Origin of the sequence: Pseudomonas phoenicis (assembly GCF_047302395.1) — a bacterium.
Lineage (GTDB): Bacteria > Pseudomonadota > Gammaproteobacteria > Pseudomonadales > Pseudomonadaceae > Aquipseudomonas.
The window spans coordinates 102,137-118,557 of sequence record NZ_CP154852.1; the positions used below are offsets into that span (position 1 = coordinate 102,137).

The 16,421-nt window shown below is 49.9% G+C and carries 21 protein-coding genes; 6 read left to right on the forward strand and 15 right to left on the reverse strand.

All coding sequences use genetic code 11. The features are described from left to right. Window positions 1-463: 463 nt before the first annotated feature. The 3 genes from AA0Z93_RS00515 to kwaA form a co-directional block, all read right to left on the reverse strand. Complete coding sequence (locus tag AA0Z93_RS00515) at window positions 464-1,816, reverse strand: hypothetical protein (protein ID WP_154211924.1); 1,353 nt, start codon at window positions 1,814-1,816, stop codon at window positions 464-466. 187 nt (window positions 1,817-2,003) lie between these two features. Next, window positions 2,004-2,972, reverse strand: a complete 969-nt coding sequence (kwaB, locus tag AA0Z93_RS00520; RefSeq protein WP_154211925.1) for an anti-phage protein KwaB — start codon at window positions 2,970-2,972, stop codon at window positions 2,004-2,006. After that, window positions 2,969-3,559, reverse strand: a complete 591-nt coding sequence (gene kwaA / locus AA0Z93_RS00525; protein WP_154211926.1) for an anti-phage protein KwaA — start codon at window positions 3,557-3,559, stop codon at window positions 2,969-2,971. Before kwaA ends, kwaB begins: the two co-directional genes overlap by 4 nt. A gap of 419 nt (window positions 3,560-3,978) precedes the next feature. Between kwaA and AA0Z93_RS00530 the strand changes: the two genes are divergently transcribed. Further along, window positions 3,979-4,842: a hypothetical protein gene (locus tag AA0Z93_RS00530; RefSeq protein ID WP_301159068.1), complete on the forward strand. Its 864-nt coding sequence runs from the start codon at window positions 3,979-3,981 to the stop codon at window positions 4,840-4,842. Window positions 4,843-4,973: 131 nt separating this feature from the next. Here AA0Z93_RS00530 and AA0Z93_RS00535 read toward each other — a convergent pair whose 3' ends face one another. From AA0Z93_RS00535 to AA0Z93_RS00550, 4 genes are all read right to left on the reverse strand, one after another. Then, window positions 4,974-5,567 (reverse strand): DUF4326 domain-containing protein, encoded by a 594-nt coding sequence (locus AA0Z93_RS00535; RefSeq protein ID WP_301159069.1) that lies wholly within the window; start codon window positions 5,565-5,567, stop codon window positions 4,974-4,976. Continuing rightward, a complete protein-coding gene (locus AA0Z93_RS00540; protein WP_301159070.1) occupies window positions 5,564-6,007 on the reverse strand; it encodes a DUF488 family protein in 444 nt (147 codons plus the stop codon). The genes AA0Z93_RS00535 and AA0Z93_RS00540 overlap by 4 nt, the downstream gene beginning before the upstream one ends. Window positions 6,008-6,017: 10 nt before the next feature. After that, window positions 6,018-6,719: a dual OB domain-containing protein gene (locus AA0Z93_RS00545; RefSeq protein WP_301159071.1), complete on the reverse strand. Its 702-nt coding sequence runs from the start codon at window positions 6,717-6,719 to the stop codon at window positions 6,018-6,020. A gap of 82 nt (window positions 6,720-6,801) precedes the next feature. Then, window positions 6,802-7,167 (reverse strand): hypothetical protein, encoded by a 366-nt coding sequence (locus AA0Z93_RS00550; RefSeq protein WP_301159072.1) that lies wholly within the window; start codon window positions 7,165-7,167, stop codon window positions 6,802-6,804. 18 nt (window positions 7,168-7,185) lie between these two features. Here AA0Z93_RS00550 and AA0Z93_RS00555 point away from each other — a divergent pair, with 18 nt between their 5' ends. After that, on the forward strand, window positions 7,186-7,629 hold the full coding sequence (locus tag AA0Z93_RS00555) for a 3'-5' exoribonuclease (RefSeq protein WP_301159073.1): 444 nt from the start codon (window positions 7,186-7,188) through the stop codon (window positions 7,627-7,629). A 408-nt stretch (window positions 7,630-8,037) separates the two neighbouring features. On the opposite strand, the gene AA0Z93_RS00560 is transcribed toward AA0Z93_RS00555, so the two are convergent. Next, window positions 8,038-8,406: a DUF1413 domain-containing protein gene (locus tag AA0Z93_RS00560; protein ID WP_088512368.1), complete on the reverse strand. Its 369-nt coding sequence runs from the start codon at window positions 8,404-8,406 to the stop codon at window positions 8,038-8,040. 461 nt (window positions 8,407-8,867) lie between these two features. Here AA0Z93_RS00560 and AA0Z93_RS00565 point away from each other — a divergent pair, with 461 nt between their 5' ends. Genes AA0Z93_RS00565 through AA0Z93_RS00575 form a run of 3 tightly spaced genes read left to right on the forward strand, consistent with a single transcriptional unit; the run spans window position 8,868 to window position 12,258 of the window. After that, on the forward strand, window positions 8,868-10,022 hold the full coding sequence (locus AA0Z93_RS00565) for a dsDNA nuclease domain-containing protein (RefSeq protein WP_088512369.1): 1,155 nt from the start codon (window positions 8,868-8,870) through the stop codon (window positions 10,020-10,022). Continuing rightward, window positions 10,019-10,495 carry a hypothetical protein gene (locus tag AA0Z93_RS00570; RefSeq protein ID WP_088512370.1) on the forward strand — a complete coding sequence of 159 codons (477 nt, stop codon included), beginning with the start codon at window positions 10,019-10,021 and terminating at the stop codon, window positions 10,493-10,495. Before AA0Z93_RS00565 ends, AA0Z93_RS00570 begins: the two co-directional genes overlap by 4 nt. Further along, entirely contained in the window at window positions 10,492-12,258 is a 1,767-nt protein-coding gene (locus AA0Z93_RS00575; RefSeq protein WP_301159074.1) for a hypothetical protein, read from the forward strand. Before AA0Z93_RS00570 ends, AA0Z93_RS00575 begins: the two co-directional genes overlap by 4 nt. 82 nt (window positions 12,259-12,340) lie before the next feature. Here the strand turns inward: AA0Z93_RS00575 and AA0Z93_RS00580 are convergent, their stop codons facing one another. From AA0Z93_RS00580 to AA0Z93_RS00595, 4 genes are all read right to left on the reverse strand, one after another. Further along, a complete protein-coding gene (locus tag AA0Z93_RS00580; protein ID WP_301159075.1) occupies window positions 12,341-12,706 on the reverse strand; it encodes a histone-like nucleoid-structuring protein, MvaT/MvaU family in 366 nt (121 codons plus the stop codon). 397 nt (window positions 12,707-13,103) lie between these two features. Beyond that, entirely contained in the window at window positions 13,104-13,292 is a 189-nt protein-coding gene (locus AA0Z93_RS00585) for a hypothetical protein (protein ID WP_247722176.1), read from the reverse strand. Window positions 13,293-13,309: 17 nt separating this feature from the next. After that, a complete protein-coding gene (locus AA0Z93_RS00590; protein WP_301159076.1) occupies window positions 13,310-13,711 on the reverse strand; it encodes a hypothetical protein in 402 nt (133 codons plus the stop codon). Between the two features lie 27 nt (window positions 13,712-13,738). Continuing rightward, a complete protein-coding gene (locus AA0Z93_RS00595; RefSeq protein WP_301159077.1) occupies window positions 13,739-14,104 on the reverse strand; it encodes a hypothetical protein in 366 nt (121 codons plus the stop codon). A gap of 17 nt (window positions 14,105-14,121) precedes the next feature. On the opposite strand from AA0Z93_RS00595, the gene AA0Z93_RS00600 reads away from it, so the two are divergent. Beyond that, window positions 14,122-14,562, forward strand: a complete 441-nt coding sequence (locus tag AA0Z93_RS00600; protein WP_301159078.1) for a 3'-5' exoribonuclease — start codon at window positions 14,122-14,124, stop codon at window positions 14,560-14,562. Between the two features lie 228 nt (window positions 14,563-14,790). On the opposite strand, the gene AA0Z93_RS00605 is transcribed toward AA0Z93_RS00600, so the two are convergent. The 3 genes from AA0Z93_RS00605 to AA0Z93_RS00615 form a co-directional block, all read right to left on the reverse strand. Then, window positions 14,791-15,114, reverse strand: a complete 324-nt coding sequence (locus tag AA0Z93_RS00605; RefSeq protein WP_367317248.1) for a sensor histidine kinase — start codon at window positions 15,112-15,114, stop codon at window positions 14,791-14,793. Continuing rightward, on the reverse strand, window positions 15,115-15,915 hold the full coding sequence (locus AA0Z93_RS00610; RefSeq protein ID WP_367317249.1) for a histidine kinase dimerization/phospho-acceptor domain-containing protein: 801 nt from the start codon (window positions 15,913-15,915) through the stop codon (window positions 15,115-15,117). Window positions 15,916-15,997: 82 nt separating this feature from the next. After that, window positions 15,998-16,300, reverse strand: a complete 303-nt coding sequence (locus tag AA0Z93_RS00615; RefSeq protein ID WP_301159079.1) for a nucleotidyltransferase family protein — start codon at window positions 16,298-16,300, stop codon at window positions 15,998-16,000. Between the last annotated feature and the right edge of the window lie 121 nt (window positions 16,301-16,421).

The window sequence follows — 16,421 nt, forward strand, 5'->3', positions numbered from 1 at the left end:
GTCAGTTTCTACAAGATGCTGCTCAGCACTTCTTCCAGGCTCTCGCCTTCGCTGCTCTCAAGTTCACCGGCCTCACCAAACAGTATCTGGAGTTGGCCTGGTCGAAGAAATCGGCTGTCGGGAATTCGGATGCAGTGCTCGCTGGTAGCACCAGGATCAGCTTGGTATCAGCAATACCGGTAAGCCGGGCGTTTGCTGTGATTACTTTCACCACCTTGTATTCCATATTTCCTTAATAGGCCATCAAGATATTTGCAAAACTCAGCGGCGGCAAAGCGCATAAAAGTAGCACTTTGCCGCTCACCGATTTTCTCGAAGCGTTTGGAGGATGCTCGTAGCAAGGTAAGCATTTTGAGGCACGTTGAAATTTGCTTCGTGCGGTCAGTTCTGGGAGAGACTATTGTGAGCAGCTTTCAAGGCCAAATGGGCAGTGCTGAAAATTCGAAAGAACCGCAAAATAAATTCACATCTCGCAGAATGCCTTATCCGAATCAGCTCCTGAATAGTTGAGATAAGCTAGAGCAGCACTGATGAGTGTAATTCTGGAAAAGTGCTCCGCCATCTCCCTCAGCGACTCAAAAGAAGTCATCCTATCAACTTTATTGCCATGCAAAATCTCAGATCTACCATTCTCATAGATTTTAGAGATAGCCTTATAAAGCGTAAGAGGTTCTCCAATATTTACAACATTGTCATCCACAGGTATCTTAGTCAGATTTGAAACCATATTTGCTATTACTGAAGTCTTCCCACCTCCGCTACTTAATACATCTAGGCAAGTCCCAAATTTTGCAATCGCTATCTGATCACTAACCTCTCGGCATGCTTCGCCGTGCCAATCAAGTGCGGTTGACCATCGCTGGCAAAGACCCGGACATCCGTCATCCAGACTCGTTAGACCTGTCAGCACTCTACCAACAGCTTCTAAAAATTTTTTCTTAGCATCACTCAAATCTTCAACACAAGGAAGGAACGGACTTACTTCATCAGAGAGCTTAGCGCCCGCAAGCCATAGAAACCCATCTGTCTCAACTAGGCTATGCGTCAAGATCGGAGGCCTTCTCTCAGTGTAAAGCATAAGACTTCTAAAGAGCTTGTATTTTCCAAAAATTAAAGATATGGAGTCAAGCGCCGTTCTCGCCATTATCGTGGAAAGTTTTTGAGAAAGACCCTCACCATAACCTTCAGTAGCCACACTAATGACACACTTAGACTTGATTAGAATCCCATAAAGCGATGCACTCAACGGTTTTAATTTTACTTCTTTATCAACCAGAGCCGACTTAAGGTTTTCACGCCAATCGGAATTGTCCACTCCTGCATAATCAAGCGCACCCGACGGATAATCAATAGAATCAATCCAATCCATACGACTATATATTTTTACTGGCCCGATCACATACGGTTCATTACGCTCCAGTCCTGTGGATGCAGCCGGCAAATGACATGTGAAATTTTTGGGCAGAAAAGACGCGAACTCCACCACGAAGGATTTAACCAAGCCTTTTAAATAGGGGTGTGAAAAGTATCTAGCCGCAACGGGTAGAGTTCCGAAATCCAAACACTGAACGTAAGCTTCAAGAATTGCTTTTTTTGTTAGTTTTTGATGCTCCGCCAGATCTAGCTTAATGCAGCCTGGCCAATTAAGCTTCAAAAGCGCCAAGGAGACCAACTTAATCTTACTCTCAGTACCAGAACTAATACTCAGCTGTCGCCCCTTACTATCCGCCTCAATACCAAAAGCAGCTGGCTCCTCACCGGTATGCGCTTTACTAAACGAGACGAAAGCCTCATAAATTAGCGTCTCCAATTTCACAAAGATCCCTCTTAATTACAAAGCTCGTAGAAAAAGCACCACTTACACTTTAACAACTAAAATTGCTGCACTCAGAGATATAATCAGGAACCTGCGACCAATCTTACGACCACGCAGAAATAGCCTTCTCCTGATATTTTCGCTCATGAATGTCGCATGTTTTACCCATTAAAACTTACCCCTTAAATCACGGGCCAGCCTCTACCAAATCCTTGCTATCAGCATCATACTCAAACTTTGTCAACTCGGACTTCAGATAATCATCATTGAGCAGCTTCATAAAGAAGTTCTGAGAAACCTTTGTATCCAGTATAATCTGAGCATCAAGAGCATTGATTTTGATCTTCTTACTTAGACTGTGATGCTGCTTGATGAACTGGATTATCTGGTCGTTAGGGACGGTATCAAGAACCCGTGAGTGTGAGATCGCCCTGATCACTTTCCTCGCGAACGTCAAATCCCCGTGAGTTGCTATCCTTTCCTCAAGCACCGCAATATCTTGAATAATATTACGAGCGGTGAGCGTCGCGAGCTTTACAGTGGCGTCAGCCTTCACTGCTTCCTTGAAGCCAAAAAACTTCTCAAGAACCTTAAAGTTTGTGACAAACACATCAGTTCCATTATAAATGAAATCGATGGTATGCCCCATCCGGATAATATCCTGATCAAGCTTCTCAAAGCGATCCTGAGCTATGCCTGCACGCAGTAGACTGAAGCCATTCCTACGATAGGTGTTGGTAGGATAGTGATGCTTGTAGACTGCGAGGCTTTCATTCCCATTCCCCAACACCACTACTATCGCCTTCAAATTTGTGACTGAATCATTTGCATGATTGAAGTCGGCAATGGTAGCCGGTGCATCAAGCGTACTTTTCAACACCTCCAGCTGAGACGGATAGTTTGGAAGGTTGTACCGAAAGATTGCATCCTGGCGTAGGTCAATCGCTGTGAGATCTCGTAAGACGTAATCCGTCTCAAAAAACTCTTGAAGTTCTAGCTTCAACTCTGCAGTCAAAGCCAGCTGAGCATCGCGTGACAGCTCCACCTTTCGAGCAACGAACGCATTTTGCTCTCGCAAAATGAAGAACATAATCCCCACTGTTTGCTGATCATTTGCCAGAGTTTGTGCGGTCAGTCGCAATGCATCTATGCTCATGCCTTCCTTCCAGATACGAATTTTTCGTCGATTGTCGTAAACACTACCTTATCCAACTCATTGATACGCTGAGTTGTGATCATTACTTTGCTGACGCCATTCACCTCAAGCTTGTAAAGCCTGAATCCGAGTATCGCCAAAGTTGGATTCGCGTAAAATTTATCTGTCTTGACGTAAATTTGGCCAATAACAAACAAGAGGATAAATAGCGCAATGATGTATCTAATATTGTCTAAATTAAAGCAGATCAGAGGAACGATATAGGTTGTAAGAAAAGTGAGATGCTCATAGCTCAAATCCTCCACTTTGCTTGCAACAGCCGGCAGACCTACATTCGACTGAATCCTGCATTTAAACCGATAATAACAAAGAGCCACGAGCCCGATGAAAACCAATGAAATTAACGGCAGGACATTAGTTCGAACAAGCGCCAGAGTTCCCACATAATGGCAATCCGCCCCAAAACAAATTGGGATGTCTACCTTAACTACAATCATCAGCACAAACAGAAGCCAAAGCGATATTATATAAAGCTCAAACTTCATTACAGTCTGGCGAAATTGTAGCTGTCGTTCCTGACTACTCATCCAGCACCCGCTCCCTAGCGAGTGGCAGCGATCGATTCGCTGCCATCAGCGGAGAGTAGCATAATGATGGCACGCAATGCGGGGGGAAGTCTCTTTTAGTGAGCCTACCTGCAATGGAAAGTGAGCGCTCTTAGGCAGCTCAATCAGAGGATGCGCCTGGTAAGAAGACACCAATCACAGCGAACAATCTCGATAGGGCTCAGGTTTCCGGCTTAAACCGTCTAGAGTACAAATGTACTCCATCATGGAAAGCCCGATGGTAGACACCTCAAATGGTGCTGTGCTAGCTTTCAGCTTCCGATGTACCTGCATCGAGCGGTCGGCACGCAAAGGCTACATCCACAGGTTGCATTACCCTCCTCTAGCACGCACTTCGACGAAGTCAGTGGGCAGCCGACACCCTGGCACCGGAGAACTGCATGCGCATTCCAATCTTTTTGATAGACCTCAACCGTAAGCATGGTTTCAAGCGCCTAGCCAAATGGGTTTTCAAGCGCTTACCAGCAGAAACGTCGATTTCTCTTACCCAAATGCACGAAATTCTTGCGATTAGCTTTGGCTACCAAGGGTTCTACGAGCTCAATAAGACTGCTCAAAACACGCCGCCAGTTCATCTCCGTAACCGTGCGGTGCCCGAAATGAATCTGGCGAAGCAGTCCATCAGGAAGACCCTTCTTTTGCGACTGGGAAATGAGGTGGACGAGCGCACGCTGGAAGAAGTCGTGCAAGGTCTCCCACTTAACGTGTTGGCTGCCTACCGGTCGGATCTTCGGCCAGAGCCCAGCAACCACATCGGCCCTAAGCAAACTTCGAGTCAGCGCGTCGCCATGTCATCTGAACAGATTCAGGCCGTCGCAAAAGTGGTTCATTCTTCTGGAGATCTCAGAGATCAGGCACTGCTGGCTTGCATGTTGACTGGGGTACGAGCTCTTGAATATCTGAGTGCCAGGTACGGCCAATCAATTTCAAGTCCCCCCAGACACATTGACTCCGGACGAACCCCACTTGCGACTATTCCGCATAGCTGCCAGCTCATCATAGAGAAATATGCAACAGCGCAAGGTTTAGTAGAAGGTGACTTTCTGTTTCCATCTCGTAGGAACTCACAGCTCCCCATGAGCCCTCATAGTCTACAGCGGCTCTGTGCCCAATGGGCTCGGGAGGCAGGCCTTGAGGAAGGCAGCTTCTCTCCGCACCGTGTGCGTATTTCGACTGCAGCCTACAAGGACTACTTGGCAATGGGGCCCAGCCGTGAGGGAACCTCTTCTAGCGCTAAGCTCTAGTTGGGCTCTAGAGACCAGAAGCGTGTGAGACTGAGTAGGTCATCGAGCCAGACTGTCTAGCTGGACTATCGAAGGCGGGGCCCGAGCAGTTGACGCCTGGGCCACGTTCTACCAACACCCTTCAGCGCTTGCTAGAGCCCATCATCTTGAGCATTCAGGTGCGCAGCCAAGACATCCCCGTGGCATGCAGCGGGCTTGCAGTGGCACGCGATTACCTTGCCGCGGATGATGCCCAGATTATGCTCGAGGTTTTCTGATGCCTTCAGAAAGCCGCGACCGAAGTCATAGGCGAATTTCCGGATGACCTCGTCTCGGTCACCGTCCTGGCCCATCTGGTATGGGTTTCCCCAGATAGTGCCTCGACCGATGTACACGTCGTAGACGTCTCCTCGATCCTTGTTTACCACCAGCGTGAGCTGCAGGGGAACAACACGGGTAGGAATTCCTGCCAGGATCAAGGCACCTCTCAACTCGGCAAAGCACTCGCGATCCTCAAATAGAATTGCGTGAGTTGATTTCTCGACAGCGCCATTCAAATCTTCCAGCAGCTCGAAGGGTATGCCCCGCTCTTCCGCATAGGCATTCACATATCCGTTGGGGTCAGACATCGCGACCAGCCGCACCTCATGGGATTGGCTGGTGTAGAACTGCACCTTCCTCTGCAGCTTAGAGAAGCAGAGGAATTCCTTCGGGTAGGCGATGAGGATGGTCTTGGTATCACTCATACGAGATGCTTGACGTCGATCGGCTCGTCGCTCCAGTGCTCTTTTAGATACTCGGTCACGAGGCGACGATGGCATTGATGAGGTTGATGCTCACTGCAGAGTAGGCAGCCTCCGTCCATCAAGTCGCGGCGCACATGCTTCTCGATGTTTCGCTTCGCCATCAGATTCATGAACTTCTCCTCGTACTGCTGCCAGGTGATGTCCTTCTTCTGGTAGGGCGAGAGGATCTCCTTGGTAGGAGCCAGGTCAGGCAGATGGACGTAATCGACGTCACAGATCTCTGTGAGGAAATACCTCAGATCGTCCCGCTTAGCGAAGCCGGAAAGCTGCGAGACGTTGTTCAGCCGAACGTCCACAACACGCTTGGCACCTGAGAGCTTGATCAGAGAGAAGAAGCGTTCAGCCTTCTTCTCGGTGAAGCCGATAGTCAGAATCTTCATGGGCATCCGTTTAGAGAATTGCTGCTACGAGCTTGTAGGCACAGTTGGTGTGAGGATCAATCTCACCCAGGCTCACCGTGAAATAGGTAATGCGGGGGGGATGATACACACCCACCCCTTGCCGCAGAAAATATGCCTTAGCACGCTCATCAGTGATGCTCAGAGCGTACTGATTACCGCTGTAGGTGAACGAGGCGCGAGCGGTCAGCTTAGGGTTGTTCCATTCAGCACTTTCGGCTGATACGGTAACAGAAATATTTTGGGGGCGAATAAGGTACAGCGTCTGTCGCCTGCCAGTTAACAGATCCTCGGGGACGCGATCGTTAACACCGCATCTGCTGCGGTGGCCCAGCTCCCATAGTTGCTCTGGGCGATCTTCAAGCGCCTCGATCTCTTCCAAGGCCAGACGACGTTCCGAAGCCCACAAGGGCGGATGGAGAATGATGTGATTTTCATTCTGATAGGGATGAGGCTGCTCAGCGGAAAACGATATTGTTGTCAGATCGAGTAACTGGGCCGGTTGGCCGTTACCATAGGTACGCTCTGCGTTAGAAATAGAGTCTTTAGGGCGATTGCTGACTGGCCGAATCCAAGAGCCAGGGTTTTGCCCATCCCAGATTTTTCCCGCGATACAGAGCCCCTCATGCTTGATTGAGCTGGCCAAGCACACGAACTGATGCTGATACGGCGGCATAACGAAGATCCCTTTCATAATGGCGAAGCGCCATCCTGATCGTATCTCCGTCGCCTAGCAATGACCGTTCATCGCCGCTTCGCTTGGCTCCAGCCTCGCTTCACACGCCTAGGTCATTTGACACGCGAGCCGTCCGCATTTGCCGCGTTAGCATAGTGACAGGCATCCTCTCCAGCAGGCCATCAACCAGGTGCTGAGCGTGCCTGCTATACAGCGTTACGCGGCTTGAGGATTCGTCTCTGAAAGGCACGACACCATCCACTTCCACCTGGGCAATTTTCAGTAAATTAATCATCTCAAGGCCTACCTCATGCTCATCGAGATGTTCGACCGTTGGCCTTGCGGGAGGCCCTGCTCCTTGCCACAGTTCGACGACGATCTGGTACAGCGCAGATTGCCCGAAATGATCCAGTGCCGCCTTCCAGAGAAGGGCCTCTTGTGAAATGTCGATGCGGTTGCCACTCATGCGAAAGGAGTCACTGCCTTGAAGCTCTACCTTGATTGCGAGTTCACCCAGCTCTCGTCGGAAGCGAAATTGATCTCGCTCGCCTTGGTTGCTGAAGACGGGAGCGAATTCTACGTCGAATTGCTCGACACATGGAGTTATCAGGATTGCAGTGACTTCGTAATCGAGATTGTACTCCCACAGCTCTGGCATGGGAGTTACGCGATGCCCGTTTTTGCCGCGCGTGACGCCCTCTTGACCTTCCTCAAAGGCTTCACGGAGACGCTAGAGATTGTGACCGATGCACCGGCATTCGATTGGGAGCTATTCTGCGAATTCGCCTACGTCGACGGACGCTGGCCTAACAACGTGCTGAACAGGCCCACTGACGCTACAAATCTGGACGCTTGCAACGATGGAGCCCCGTTGCCACACCATGCTCTCTTGGACGCTCGAATCATCGCAGGCATGTTCACTCGGTAAATGGCGAAACCTGTGCCACTTGATGTGTCCACTGACCACCACCCCAAAAGCATGAAACAGGCAATGATATGTGATCCCTGATCACGTCATCCGCTCCACTCTGCTCTCAAGTGACCCGCGTTCACTACGCTGCAATTCCTCGCTGCTTCATGCGCTCCAGGAGAGCCTCAGGGTGAACACGGTAAACCCCAGGGCTAACGCGGAGTGTCATTTTGCGATAGGTCGGGCTATGTGTAGCGCTGGAGATTTCCGAGTTCGACAGAAAGCACCTAGTGGTCGTCTCAGGATCTTCAGGGAAATAGCTAATCAGTTCTTGGCGGGTGATAACCAGGCCGCTTCCCAGATGACCATCAATTACCGCATCAAGGAATCGATCAGCAAACGCGAGGTCTGTCATTGTGCACTTCCTTACTTGAGAGAACGACGGTATACGGCTTTATTGCCGCTGTTACGTGAGACCCATTCTGCTAGACCAGCTAGGTCGACCTGCTTTCGAAACGCCTTTCCAAACGACTTCCTGTCACCAGTGGTCATCAAATGCCAAAGGTCATTTGGGATCACATCCTCAACGAGGAAGGTGTCTCCAAAAGGCACCTTCTCCACCGCTTTCAGGGTCACCTGAACGGCGTGCACCAAATCAACAGCCTCTGCCTCAGGTTGATCCAAAGCAACCGCTAGAAGGTTGTTAAGAACCTCATCTGCAGTGCTTCCCGAGCTACTGCTGAGACCCAGCACAGCAGCCATCAGGTCATCGCGAATCTCAACCAAAACCTTCATGAGCTTACTCCTTTTCTCTCCTTTCCTGGCCAAGCATAGCGATGCCTAACGAAAACCTCAAACCTTTTTACAGGAGTGGAAAGGTTTCTCGCTATCAACCATCATTAACACTGAAACCTGAGGCCTAGAGAGTAGGTTTCGACTTCCGCCCTTAGGTTGGAAAAGGTTAAGCTAAGCTGGCTATGTGCCAGCCAGCAGCAGGGACAAAGGAAAAGTTGGGTGATCAGGGACAGATATGAATGGATCTTCGTCTACAACCTTTCAGTTCGACTAGCATGGGTCACGGATCTCAGAAAAGAGATAGTGGGTACTCGCGCCTTTACATACCACTCTCGCAGCTAAAGCATGGCTCATGCCTTATTTATTTGCTGGCGATGTCTCGCTATTCATGCAAAAAACTATCTCTGACTCAGAACAAACTTGGCAGCAAGTATGTGTTTCACCTGGAGCAATGAAACGACATGAAACTAAATGAAGTTGACCTCCGGGAGCAGGCAGGCAGGGATACGATAAACCGATTTCGTGCTCAGTTCCGAGCGGCACTAATCGAAAGCCTAGCGATCCTAGAAGAAAGCGAAATTGAGCGCATATATTGCGATTACCATGAAGACTACGTCGTAAAATATGTTATTGATGGTGAAACTCGATATCGCTTTGTCCAAGTTAAAACCAAGACGAAGCTTAACGACCAGTACACGATACTTGATATCTTCGGGATCAAAAAACGCCGTAACACGGAGCACAATTTACCCGACAGCTTTGCTGGAAAGCTGTTACCCCACATCAAGAATTTTGGAAAATCATGTCACTCGGTAGAAATCCGAACCAACATTAACTTTGAAGACGAAGTGGAGCAAATCCTCGAGGAAGTAAGAGGAAAGCGCCCAGTAGGTGCGCACACAAAGACATTGATAGCAGAAACTCAAAAACTGATACCTAGCCTAGCCTTTGAATCCGAAGATGTGCATCTTCATTTTCTTTCGCACCTCTGCCTGGAACCAAGGCAACAGATTCTGAGTGAGCAAGACGATCTTTTCGTCTCAATGGCGTCCAATCAAATATATAAATTTAGCGAAGTCCACTTAAAGCCTGACGAAGTTCAAAAAATAATAGTCCGACTTCTTTCAACAATTGAATCTAAATCCGCCGAAATCTTAATTAAAGATATTTCCGCAGCCGAGTTAGATCGAAAGGCCAGTATTGGCATGAAAGATGTCTTGGATGTGCTCTCCATCTCTACATCAACTTATGAGATTTTACGAGACGGCGGTGATGAAAAAGCCATCAAGTCGGCATCAATTCTTCAGCGAACCTTGAAACGCTCGGGATTCTCTTCCAACACCATTGACGCGTTTGCGGGCTATAAGTGCCAATGGGAAGCTTGGCACAGAAAGTATCGCCATGACATACCAGACTTCCTGATGACCATAGCCATTGAGCTCGTAGTTGAAAGCGCTAGAAAACTGGCTTTAGGTGCCATTAAGACAGCAGAAATCACTACCGAAGTAACTACACTACAAACCAAGCTTTGCAACCAATTGATGCGAACTGACATAACCCTTGAACTGACCTTTGGCGCAGTCCTCTCGGAACTGGTAAGAGGCGAAGCAACATGAAACTCGTTGAAGCTATAGAAATCGCCTCCACTGAAGCCCCCTTGATCATTACTCGAAGCGCTCCGCGCTCTCGAAGGGATGCACTTCAGAACGAAAGCTTGTTCCATATGCCACTTATTGCACTTTCGATATTGAGCCTAGCCAAAGGTAGATCGAAACCTAAAGCCGATGAAATTGGCAAGCTCATAGGCCAATGCTTTGAACATAGTCTCGCAACATTCAGCGGCTCGAGCCAAGAACTAGGCTGGTCGGCCAACCTTCGAATCCGAACGGTGAAGGCCCTAACCTTTTTAGAGTCGACTAATTTAATCACCATAAATAAAAATACTTCCAGACTTGAGGCAACCTCGACTGGCAAAAAAATCGTCGATGGAGCAATCGAGTCGGAAGGTGAGCTTTGCGTTTTCCTCCTAACCATCCAACGGGAATACAGGAACATTTGCAAGGAACGCGCAGTAGAGGAAAAACTATGAGATTCGAATCCTTAGAGATTGTCGCCAATGGCCCTAATGGCTGGGGATCAGGCCTGCTTGAGTTCGGCAGTGATATAACTCAACTATTTGCAGAGAATGAAAGCGGAAAAACACCGCTCATAATGTCCACCCTATTCTGCTTGGGAATGGATGTAAAATTTCGTGCAGACATCACTAGAAATTGCAAGTCAGCAATATTACAAATCGCGATAAATGATAAAAAGATAACTCTCCAGCGCTCCATCGGAGAAAAGTTTGACCTAACTGTCCACGAAAGCTCGAAAACCATCAATCGCTTTTATAATGACGAGGATTTTTCGCGATTCTTTTTAAACCTCATAAATATCAAAACCAATAAACTAATCACCACTAGCGGCACACCTACCCTCCCATATTTTTCAAGCTTAATACCGCTTTTTTACTTAGATCAAGATCATGGATATTTGGAGTTTTACGCAGCACGTCAGTCTTTCGTCAAAGACCAATACTCCGAAATGGTTAGATTGTTGGTAGGCCTCCCACCTTTCAATTTATATGACAAGAAACGCACTGGTATAGAACTAAAAAAAGAGGCTGACTATCTCGATACATCTATCGTCTCGAGCCGAAAACTTTTGGAACGTCTACAGCAAGACTTGACAGCTCCTATCCGCACAATTGATACGCTAGAGAAAAAACTAGAACGTTCCAAAACACGACTGGAAGAGCTGAAAAACACTAAAAATGTTAAGAGCGAAGCTCTGTCTGGTCTTGACGATTTGATAGCAGAGCAACGAGTACGATACCGCGAACTTAGCAATGAATCCATACAGCTCGAGTCAAAGATATCCAGTGCCAAGCTAATTCGAGACGAAATAGAAAGCGAAATTCAAACACTAAACTTGAATGAGGACGCTCGAAGAGCCTTCATATCTTTCTCCGAGCTATGCACCACGCCGAACTGCGGCATGTTCATGGCCAGTGCCGAGTCATATGGCAAGAGCCTTCTCTATTTGAGAGACCAGATAAAGGATTTAGAGATTTCTACTGCCGCAAACATTCAAGCCGCAGAAAGATTGGAGATCGCGAAATCGCTAACCAATCGCCATATCGAATCCTTTATACACAAGCGTTCAATCGCCGAGCGCGAGGCTGGAATAGATGCATTCATTGAGGCAATTAGCACCACGACATCAGATATCTTCGAGCTTCAACTTGAGCTGGGCAAGCTAAAAAAGGTAGAAGCTCAGAAAACCAACCACGCCAATTTGCTGGCTCGTCGCGACAAGACGCTGTCACTCTTAGAGGCGGCCCAAAAACCAAGCGAACAATCTGCTGAGGTAATTACATTCCGTCTACGGCTGTCGCAGGCCATGACCAAATGGCTGGATACTTTGCATGCGCGCAATGTATCGAATCAAATCAAAATCGACTCCAACCTAAAACCAATGATGGGAGATGAGAAGCTTGAAATATTCAAAGGCAGCTCAAAGACCCGTACAGTTCTTGCATTCCACGCCGCACTATTCGAAATATGTCTAGAAGACAAAAACTCTCCTTTCAGGATATTAATCCTGGACACCCCAAAACAGCAGGACATTCCCGACATTCATCTGTCTGATTACATAGAAGAACTTAAGTCGCTCGCCTCGAAAAATAATGCCCAAGTTATATTCTCAACCTCGAGCTATAGATATCAAATCGACCCAGCAACTGACAAAGAATGGCTTCCAAAATTTGGCAATGGAGAGGATGCTATGTACCTAGGCATTCCAAACCAATAGTACCTTAGCAATTGCCAGATGTATACTGGCAACCATCATGGCGTGGTCGCAATACCTGCGTACCACGCCGATAGCTTAGCAATTAGGCAAGCCAAGACTCGACTTCATCAGCACCATATTGAGCTTTCCACTCTTTCAGGAGCTTGTGATTGCCGCCTTTGGTTTCGATTATTTCACCGTTGTGCGGGTTCTTGTACTGCTTCACCTGACGCTCACGGCGCGGCGCTTTTTCGACACCAGCAGGAGCGGCAACACGTCGGCCCGCCTGGGGATCTAGGATGTTGATGATATCGCGCAGGCTGTAGCCATACTGGCCAAGCAAATCACGCAATTTGGTCTCAAATTCAATTTCTTTCTGCAGCTCAGAGCTGCCTTTCAGGGCCTCAAGCTCTGCGAGTTGTGCAGCGAGCTGCTGCTCCAGTTGACGAAATTCTGCCAAACGGGACATAGGGAATCCTTGGTGCGGTTAGTAGAAGTCAGGCTCACATCGTAAACCATCGAGATCTATTTGTTGCTACAGGATATGGGCGCTCTAGGGGGTTCTTTTGTATCGAAGGAGGCCTGGTTGCAATCCCGCTGATGACCTTAGTCCTGGTTTTGAGCCAAATCATGGCTCAGGGTACTGCTTTAGTCATGATGGTTCCGAACGTTGCCCTTGCACTTTGGCAGCATCAGCAAATTTCGAAATTCAGGCTAGCAAGGTCACGACATTGGGAGCAGCCAATCGCTAAAAAGGGCTGAGGGAAAACTGGCTTGCTTATGGGATATTGTCGAGGTCACAGGGTATGGCTGTGCAGAATGCTTGAATCTGCATCTCAAGCCAATCTCCTCCTACTCAATACATCTCAGTGGATTGACTGGCCTAGCGTACCGGCCTTGTGCAACTGGTAGTCTATGACGGTTTGATACAGGTGATCAGTCTCAAGACGGAGCCTTTCGACCTCCTCGGCTGGTCGCCCTTCATCCATCGCCTGCTGGTGGGCCCGGATGGCTTGGAGAGCCTGCAGCAATAGCGGCTCGCCGGCTTCTGCCATACCCAGGATCGTTCTTTTCACTGCGACCTCGCACTGGATCTGTGGGCCCGATGGATGCTCAGGTGCTCAAGCTCCTGCTGCCACACCGCCACGAACTTCTCGAAGTCGCGCAGGTAGGGCCCCTCTGCCAGGCGGGTAGAGCCAACACTTGCCGCTTGGAAGCGCTGCAGCCATGGCTCGGGGATGCTGTCCTCGACGACCAGCTGAACGCCGTTGTGGAGCTTCGTATTGATCACATCGACGAGCTCCTGGGCGGAGAGCTGATCACCGCTCACGACCCCCTGCAGGCCCTGTTCAACCTCGTTGAGTTCAGTCAGCACCTTTTCAGCACGAGCGTCCCCAGGCTGTAGATCGGCAAGTGCCCACAGCGCTCTGCGCCTCGCGATCTCCAGGCTTCGTAGTCGATGATCAATCGTCACATCACTTCTCCCTGCTGGAGGTGGGCGTCACAGGCCAAGTTCGACTTCTAACTGCGATCCCCGCAAGGTACGGGTGAGCTCGCCTCTCGGCAGTCTTGCCAGGATTCCATCGGCGAGGTCATTGGCGTGCCGGGCGTACAACGTGACAACACCGGGTACAGGCACGCGATCTGGAACGAGGGCCCCGACTCGCACCTGGGCAATTTTCAGTATATTCACGACATCAGCGGGTAGCGTGTCGGTCGACAGGTGCTCGACGGTCGGCCTTGTGGGAGGGCTCGCACCGCCCCACAGATCTACAATCGTTTCCAACAGCTTTTCGGGGCCGAAATACGCCAAGGCGATTTTCCACAGGCAGCCTTCCTGGGACAATTTCAGGCGGGCCCTAGTCATTGCAGAGGTTCCAACAGATGAAGCTCTTTCTCGATTGTGAGTTCACTCAGCTCACCGCGCAGGCAAATCTGATCTCCCTGGCTCTGGTTGGCCAGGATCGCCGGGAATTCTACGTGGAAGTGATCGACGCGTGGCGAGAAGAAGACTGCAGTGATTTCGTGAAAGAGATCGTACTGCCGCAGTTGTGGGGTGGTGAGTACGCCATGCCAATCATCGAGGCCAGAGCGGCGCTCCTGCGGTTCCTGGCAACCTATGACGAAGAGCTCAAGATTGTCACAGACGCACCTGCCTACGACTGGGAGCTGTTCTGCGAGCTCGCCTATCACGATGGAAAATGGCCCCAGAACGTCAGGAACTTCCCCACCGATGCCACGACCCTGACCGCGACGAATGATGGGGAAGAACTGCCTCATCACGCCCTGCTCGACGCCAGGATCATCGCTGGGATATTTGCGTGAGGCCGTAAGTGGACAACCTTCCTAGCTCCCAGTGAGGCACTGGCATTTGGCCTCTCCACTTCACGACCTTTTCACATGCCCTATGCGAACGTCAGTAATCCCTACGTGTGATAGAAGCTCCCTTGCCCGCCCCCAGCGGGCTTTCTTTTGCCTGTATAAACTTGCAGAGCGGCTGTGTTCCTCTGAGCTTGGTAGCTGATTGCGTTGATGGTTGGAGAGCGCCGGCAGCTAGTGGGTAGGTAACAATATCTGGAAAGTGGTGCCGGATGCCAGAGTCGACTGAACGTCAATTGTCCCACCATGACGGGCCACGATTTCTCCAACGATGAAAAGTCCAAGGCCTAGCCCACCCGAAGCCTCATGGTGCTCCGAAGTCAGACGCGAGTATCGGCCTTGAGGGTCAAACAAGTGAGGCAATACGTCAGGTGGAATGGGTTTACCCCAGTTATGCACGGTGAACTCTACCGCCGCAGGGTTCTGGGTCAACGTTACGGTAATGGGCTTGGCATGATCGCCATGGTGAAATGCATTAGCGATCAGGTTGGAGAACACCTACCCCATTCGAGCCGCGTCAAACTGGCCCTGAGCCGGACTTCCCCCTTGAAGATTCACCGTGATCTCAGGTCGAGAAACACGAAGTTCCTCCACGAGCGCTTTACACACCAGAGATAAATCGACGTCCTCTTTTTGGACAGGGATACCCGATCCGAGATTCGCTTTGGCCAAATCTAGCAGATCAGTCACGATTTGCTTAGACCGTCCCACATTCGCGGCGACCTGATTTGCAACCCTCAGATCACCCTCTGAAAGATTGCCTTTACGGCACAGCATTTCTGCCCCCAAGAGGGCTGCAGTCAAAGGCGTTCGCAGGTCATGTCCGAGCACACCAAGAACCAGTTTCCGGGTAGTCTCGACGGCTATGCCGTATGAAGTGATGGACTCGCCCAAGGCTTGATCAATGGCCTCGTTGAAACGAACCATGTCGTCGACGTCATGAGGCTCCCCGGCCAATTGCTGGGATAGCCATAAGCGGATCACGCTAGCGCGCAGCGCTCGATATTCGGCAACGACCTGGTCGAGTGAGAATCCAGCTTCAAGGCGGGTCACAGCATGTAGCTGGGCGGCGGTCTCTAGCGGGTTAGGCGCCTGCATACCTCGGGACTTTTCAAACTGCTGAATTGCTGACTGAGGCGAGACCATATCAGCTGCCACGGTACGCAAAATGCCCTCTGCATGATTTCGTAGGCCAGCATCGTCAAGATCGGGCAGAGGCGTGTCTACGGTGCGCGCAAAATTCTCCCAAGCCTGCAGTATGGATTCCATCTCTTGAAGAATGAATTCGGCCAATCTCATTGGGCACTCGTGCTCACAGTACGGCACATCAGCATAGACCAGACTTATTACTGACGATCTGGTTCACGCTCCCCTCCAGCAACTAGAGCGTAACCATCTCCCGCTCAATGGATGGCCTGAGGTGCTCAGGCATGTTGTTGTGAACGTGGAAGTCGACCGGTACGCCCACCAAAGCCTGAAGCTCGTCTTCGAGCTCGGCGATGTCGAACAAGGAAATCTTGCCAGCCATTGCTGGAGGGATGGTGGCGAGCAGATCAAGGTCACTCCCTTCGTGGTCATCGCCTCGAGCGATAGAGCCGAAGAGTTTCGGCTCAATGAAGCCATAGGCCTTGATGAGGCCCCGAATCTCCCTTTCCCTTCCTCGTATCGCGTCAGTGGGCCTCATGCCTTTCTCCTTGAAACACGGTCTTTCTGGTTGAGTGAACAGACCGATTCGCCTTGGCAGATGCTCACCGATGGCCCCGGCGTATCGGCATTTTGGTGCTCGTCTTTCCGGAGCTCAAACT

What these genes read in the sequence shown, in the direction of transcription:
- AA0Z93_RS00575 (WP_301159074.1), top strand. Translation starts at nt 10,492, where the DNA reads ATGAGATTCGAATCCTTAGAGATTGTCGCCAATGGCCCTAATGGCTGG.
- AA0Z93_RS00600 (WP_301159078.1), top strand. Translation starts at nt 14,122, where the DNA reads ATGAAGCTCTTTCTCGATTGTGAGTTCACTCAGCTCACCGCGCAGGCA.
- AA0Z93_RS00580 (WP_301159075.1), bottom strand. Translation starts at nt 12,706, where the DNA reads ATGTCCCGTTTGGCAGAATTTCGTCAACTGGAGCAGCAGCTCGCTGCA.
- AA0Z93_RS00610 (WP_367317249.1), bottom strand. Translation starts at nt 15,915, where the DNA reads ATGAGATTGGCCGAATTCATTCTTCAAGAGATGGAATCCATACTGCAG.
- AA0Z93_RS00585 (WP_247722176.1), bottom strand. Translation starts at nt 13,292, where the DNA reads ATGGCAGAAGCCGGCGAGCCGCTATTGCTGCAGGCTCTCCAAGCCATC.
- AA0Z93_RS00615 (WP_301159079.1), bottom strand. Translation starts at nt 16,300, where the DNA reads ATGAGGCCCACTGACGCGATACGAGGAAGGGAAAGGGAGATTCGGGGC.
- AA0Z93_RS00535 (WP_301159069.1), bottom strand. Translation starts at nt 5,567, where the DNA reads ATGAGTGATACCAAGACCATCCTCATCGCCTACCCGAAGGAATTCCTC.
- AA0Z93_RS00570 (WP_088512370.1), top strand. Translation starts at nt 10,019, where the DNA reads ATGAAACTCGTTGAAGCTATAGAAATCGCCTCCACTGAAGCCCCCTTG.
- AA0Z93_RS00540 (WP_301159070.1), bottom strand. Translation starts at nt 6,007, where the DNA reads ATGAAGATTCTGACTATCGGCTTCACCGAGAAGAAGGCTGAACGCTTC.
- AA0Z93_RS00595 (WP_301159077.1), bottom strand. Translation starts at nt 14,104, where the DNA reads ATGACTAGGGCCCGCCTGAAATTGTCCCAGGAAGGCTGCCTGTGGAAA.
- kwaA (WP_154211926.1), bottom strand. Translation starts at nt 3,559, where the DNA reads ATGAGTAGTCAGGAACGACAGCTACAATTTCGCCAGACTGTAATGAAG.
- AA0Z93_RS00550 (WP_301159072.1), bottom strand. Translation starts at nt 7,167, where the DNA reads ATGAGTGGCAACCGCATCGACATTTCACAAGAGGCCCTTCTCTGGAAG.
- AA0Z93_RS00560 (WP_088512368.1), bottom strand. Translation starts at nt 8,406, where the DNA reads ATGAAGGTTTTGGTTGAGATTCGCGATGACCTGATGGCTGCTGTGCTG.
- kwaB (WP_154211925.1), bottom strand. Translation starts at nt 2,972, where the DNA reads ATGAGCATAGATGCATTGCGACTGACCGCACAAACTCTGGCAAATGAT.
- AA0Z93_RS00530 (WP_301159068.1), top strand. Translation starts at nt 3,979, where the DNA reads ATGCGCATTCCAATCTTTTTGATAGACCTCAACCGTAAGCATGGTTTC.
- AA0Z93_RS00545 (WP_301159071.1), bottom strand. Translation starts at nt 6,719, where the DNA reads ATGAAAGGGATCTTCGTTATGCCGCCGTATCAGCATCAGTTCGTGTGC.
- AA0Z93_RS00565 (WP_088512369.1), top strand. Translation starts at nt 8,868, where the DNA reads ATGAAACTAAATGAAGTTGACCTCCGGGAGCAGGCAGGCAGGGATACG.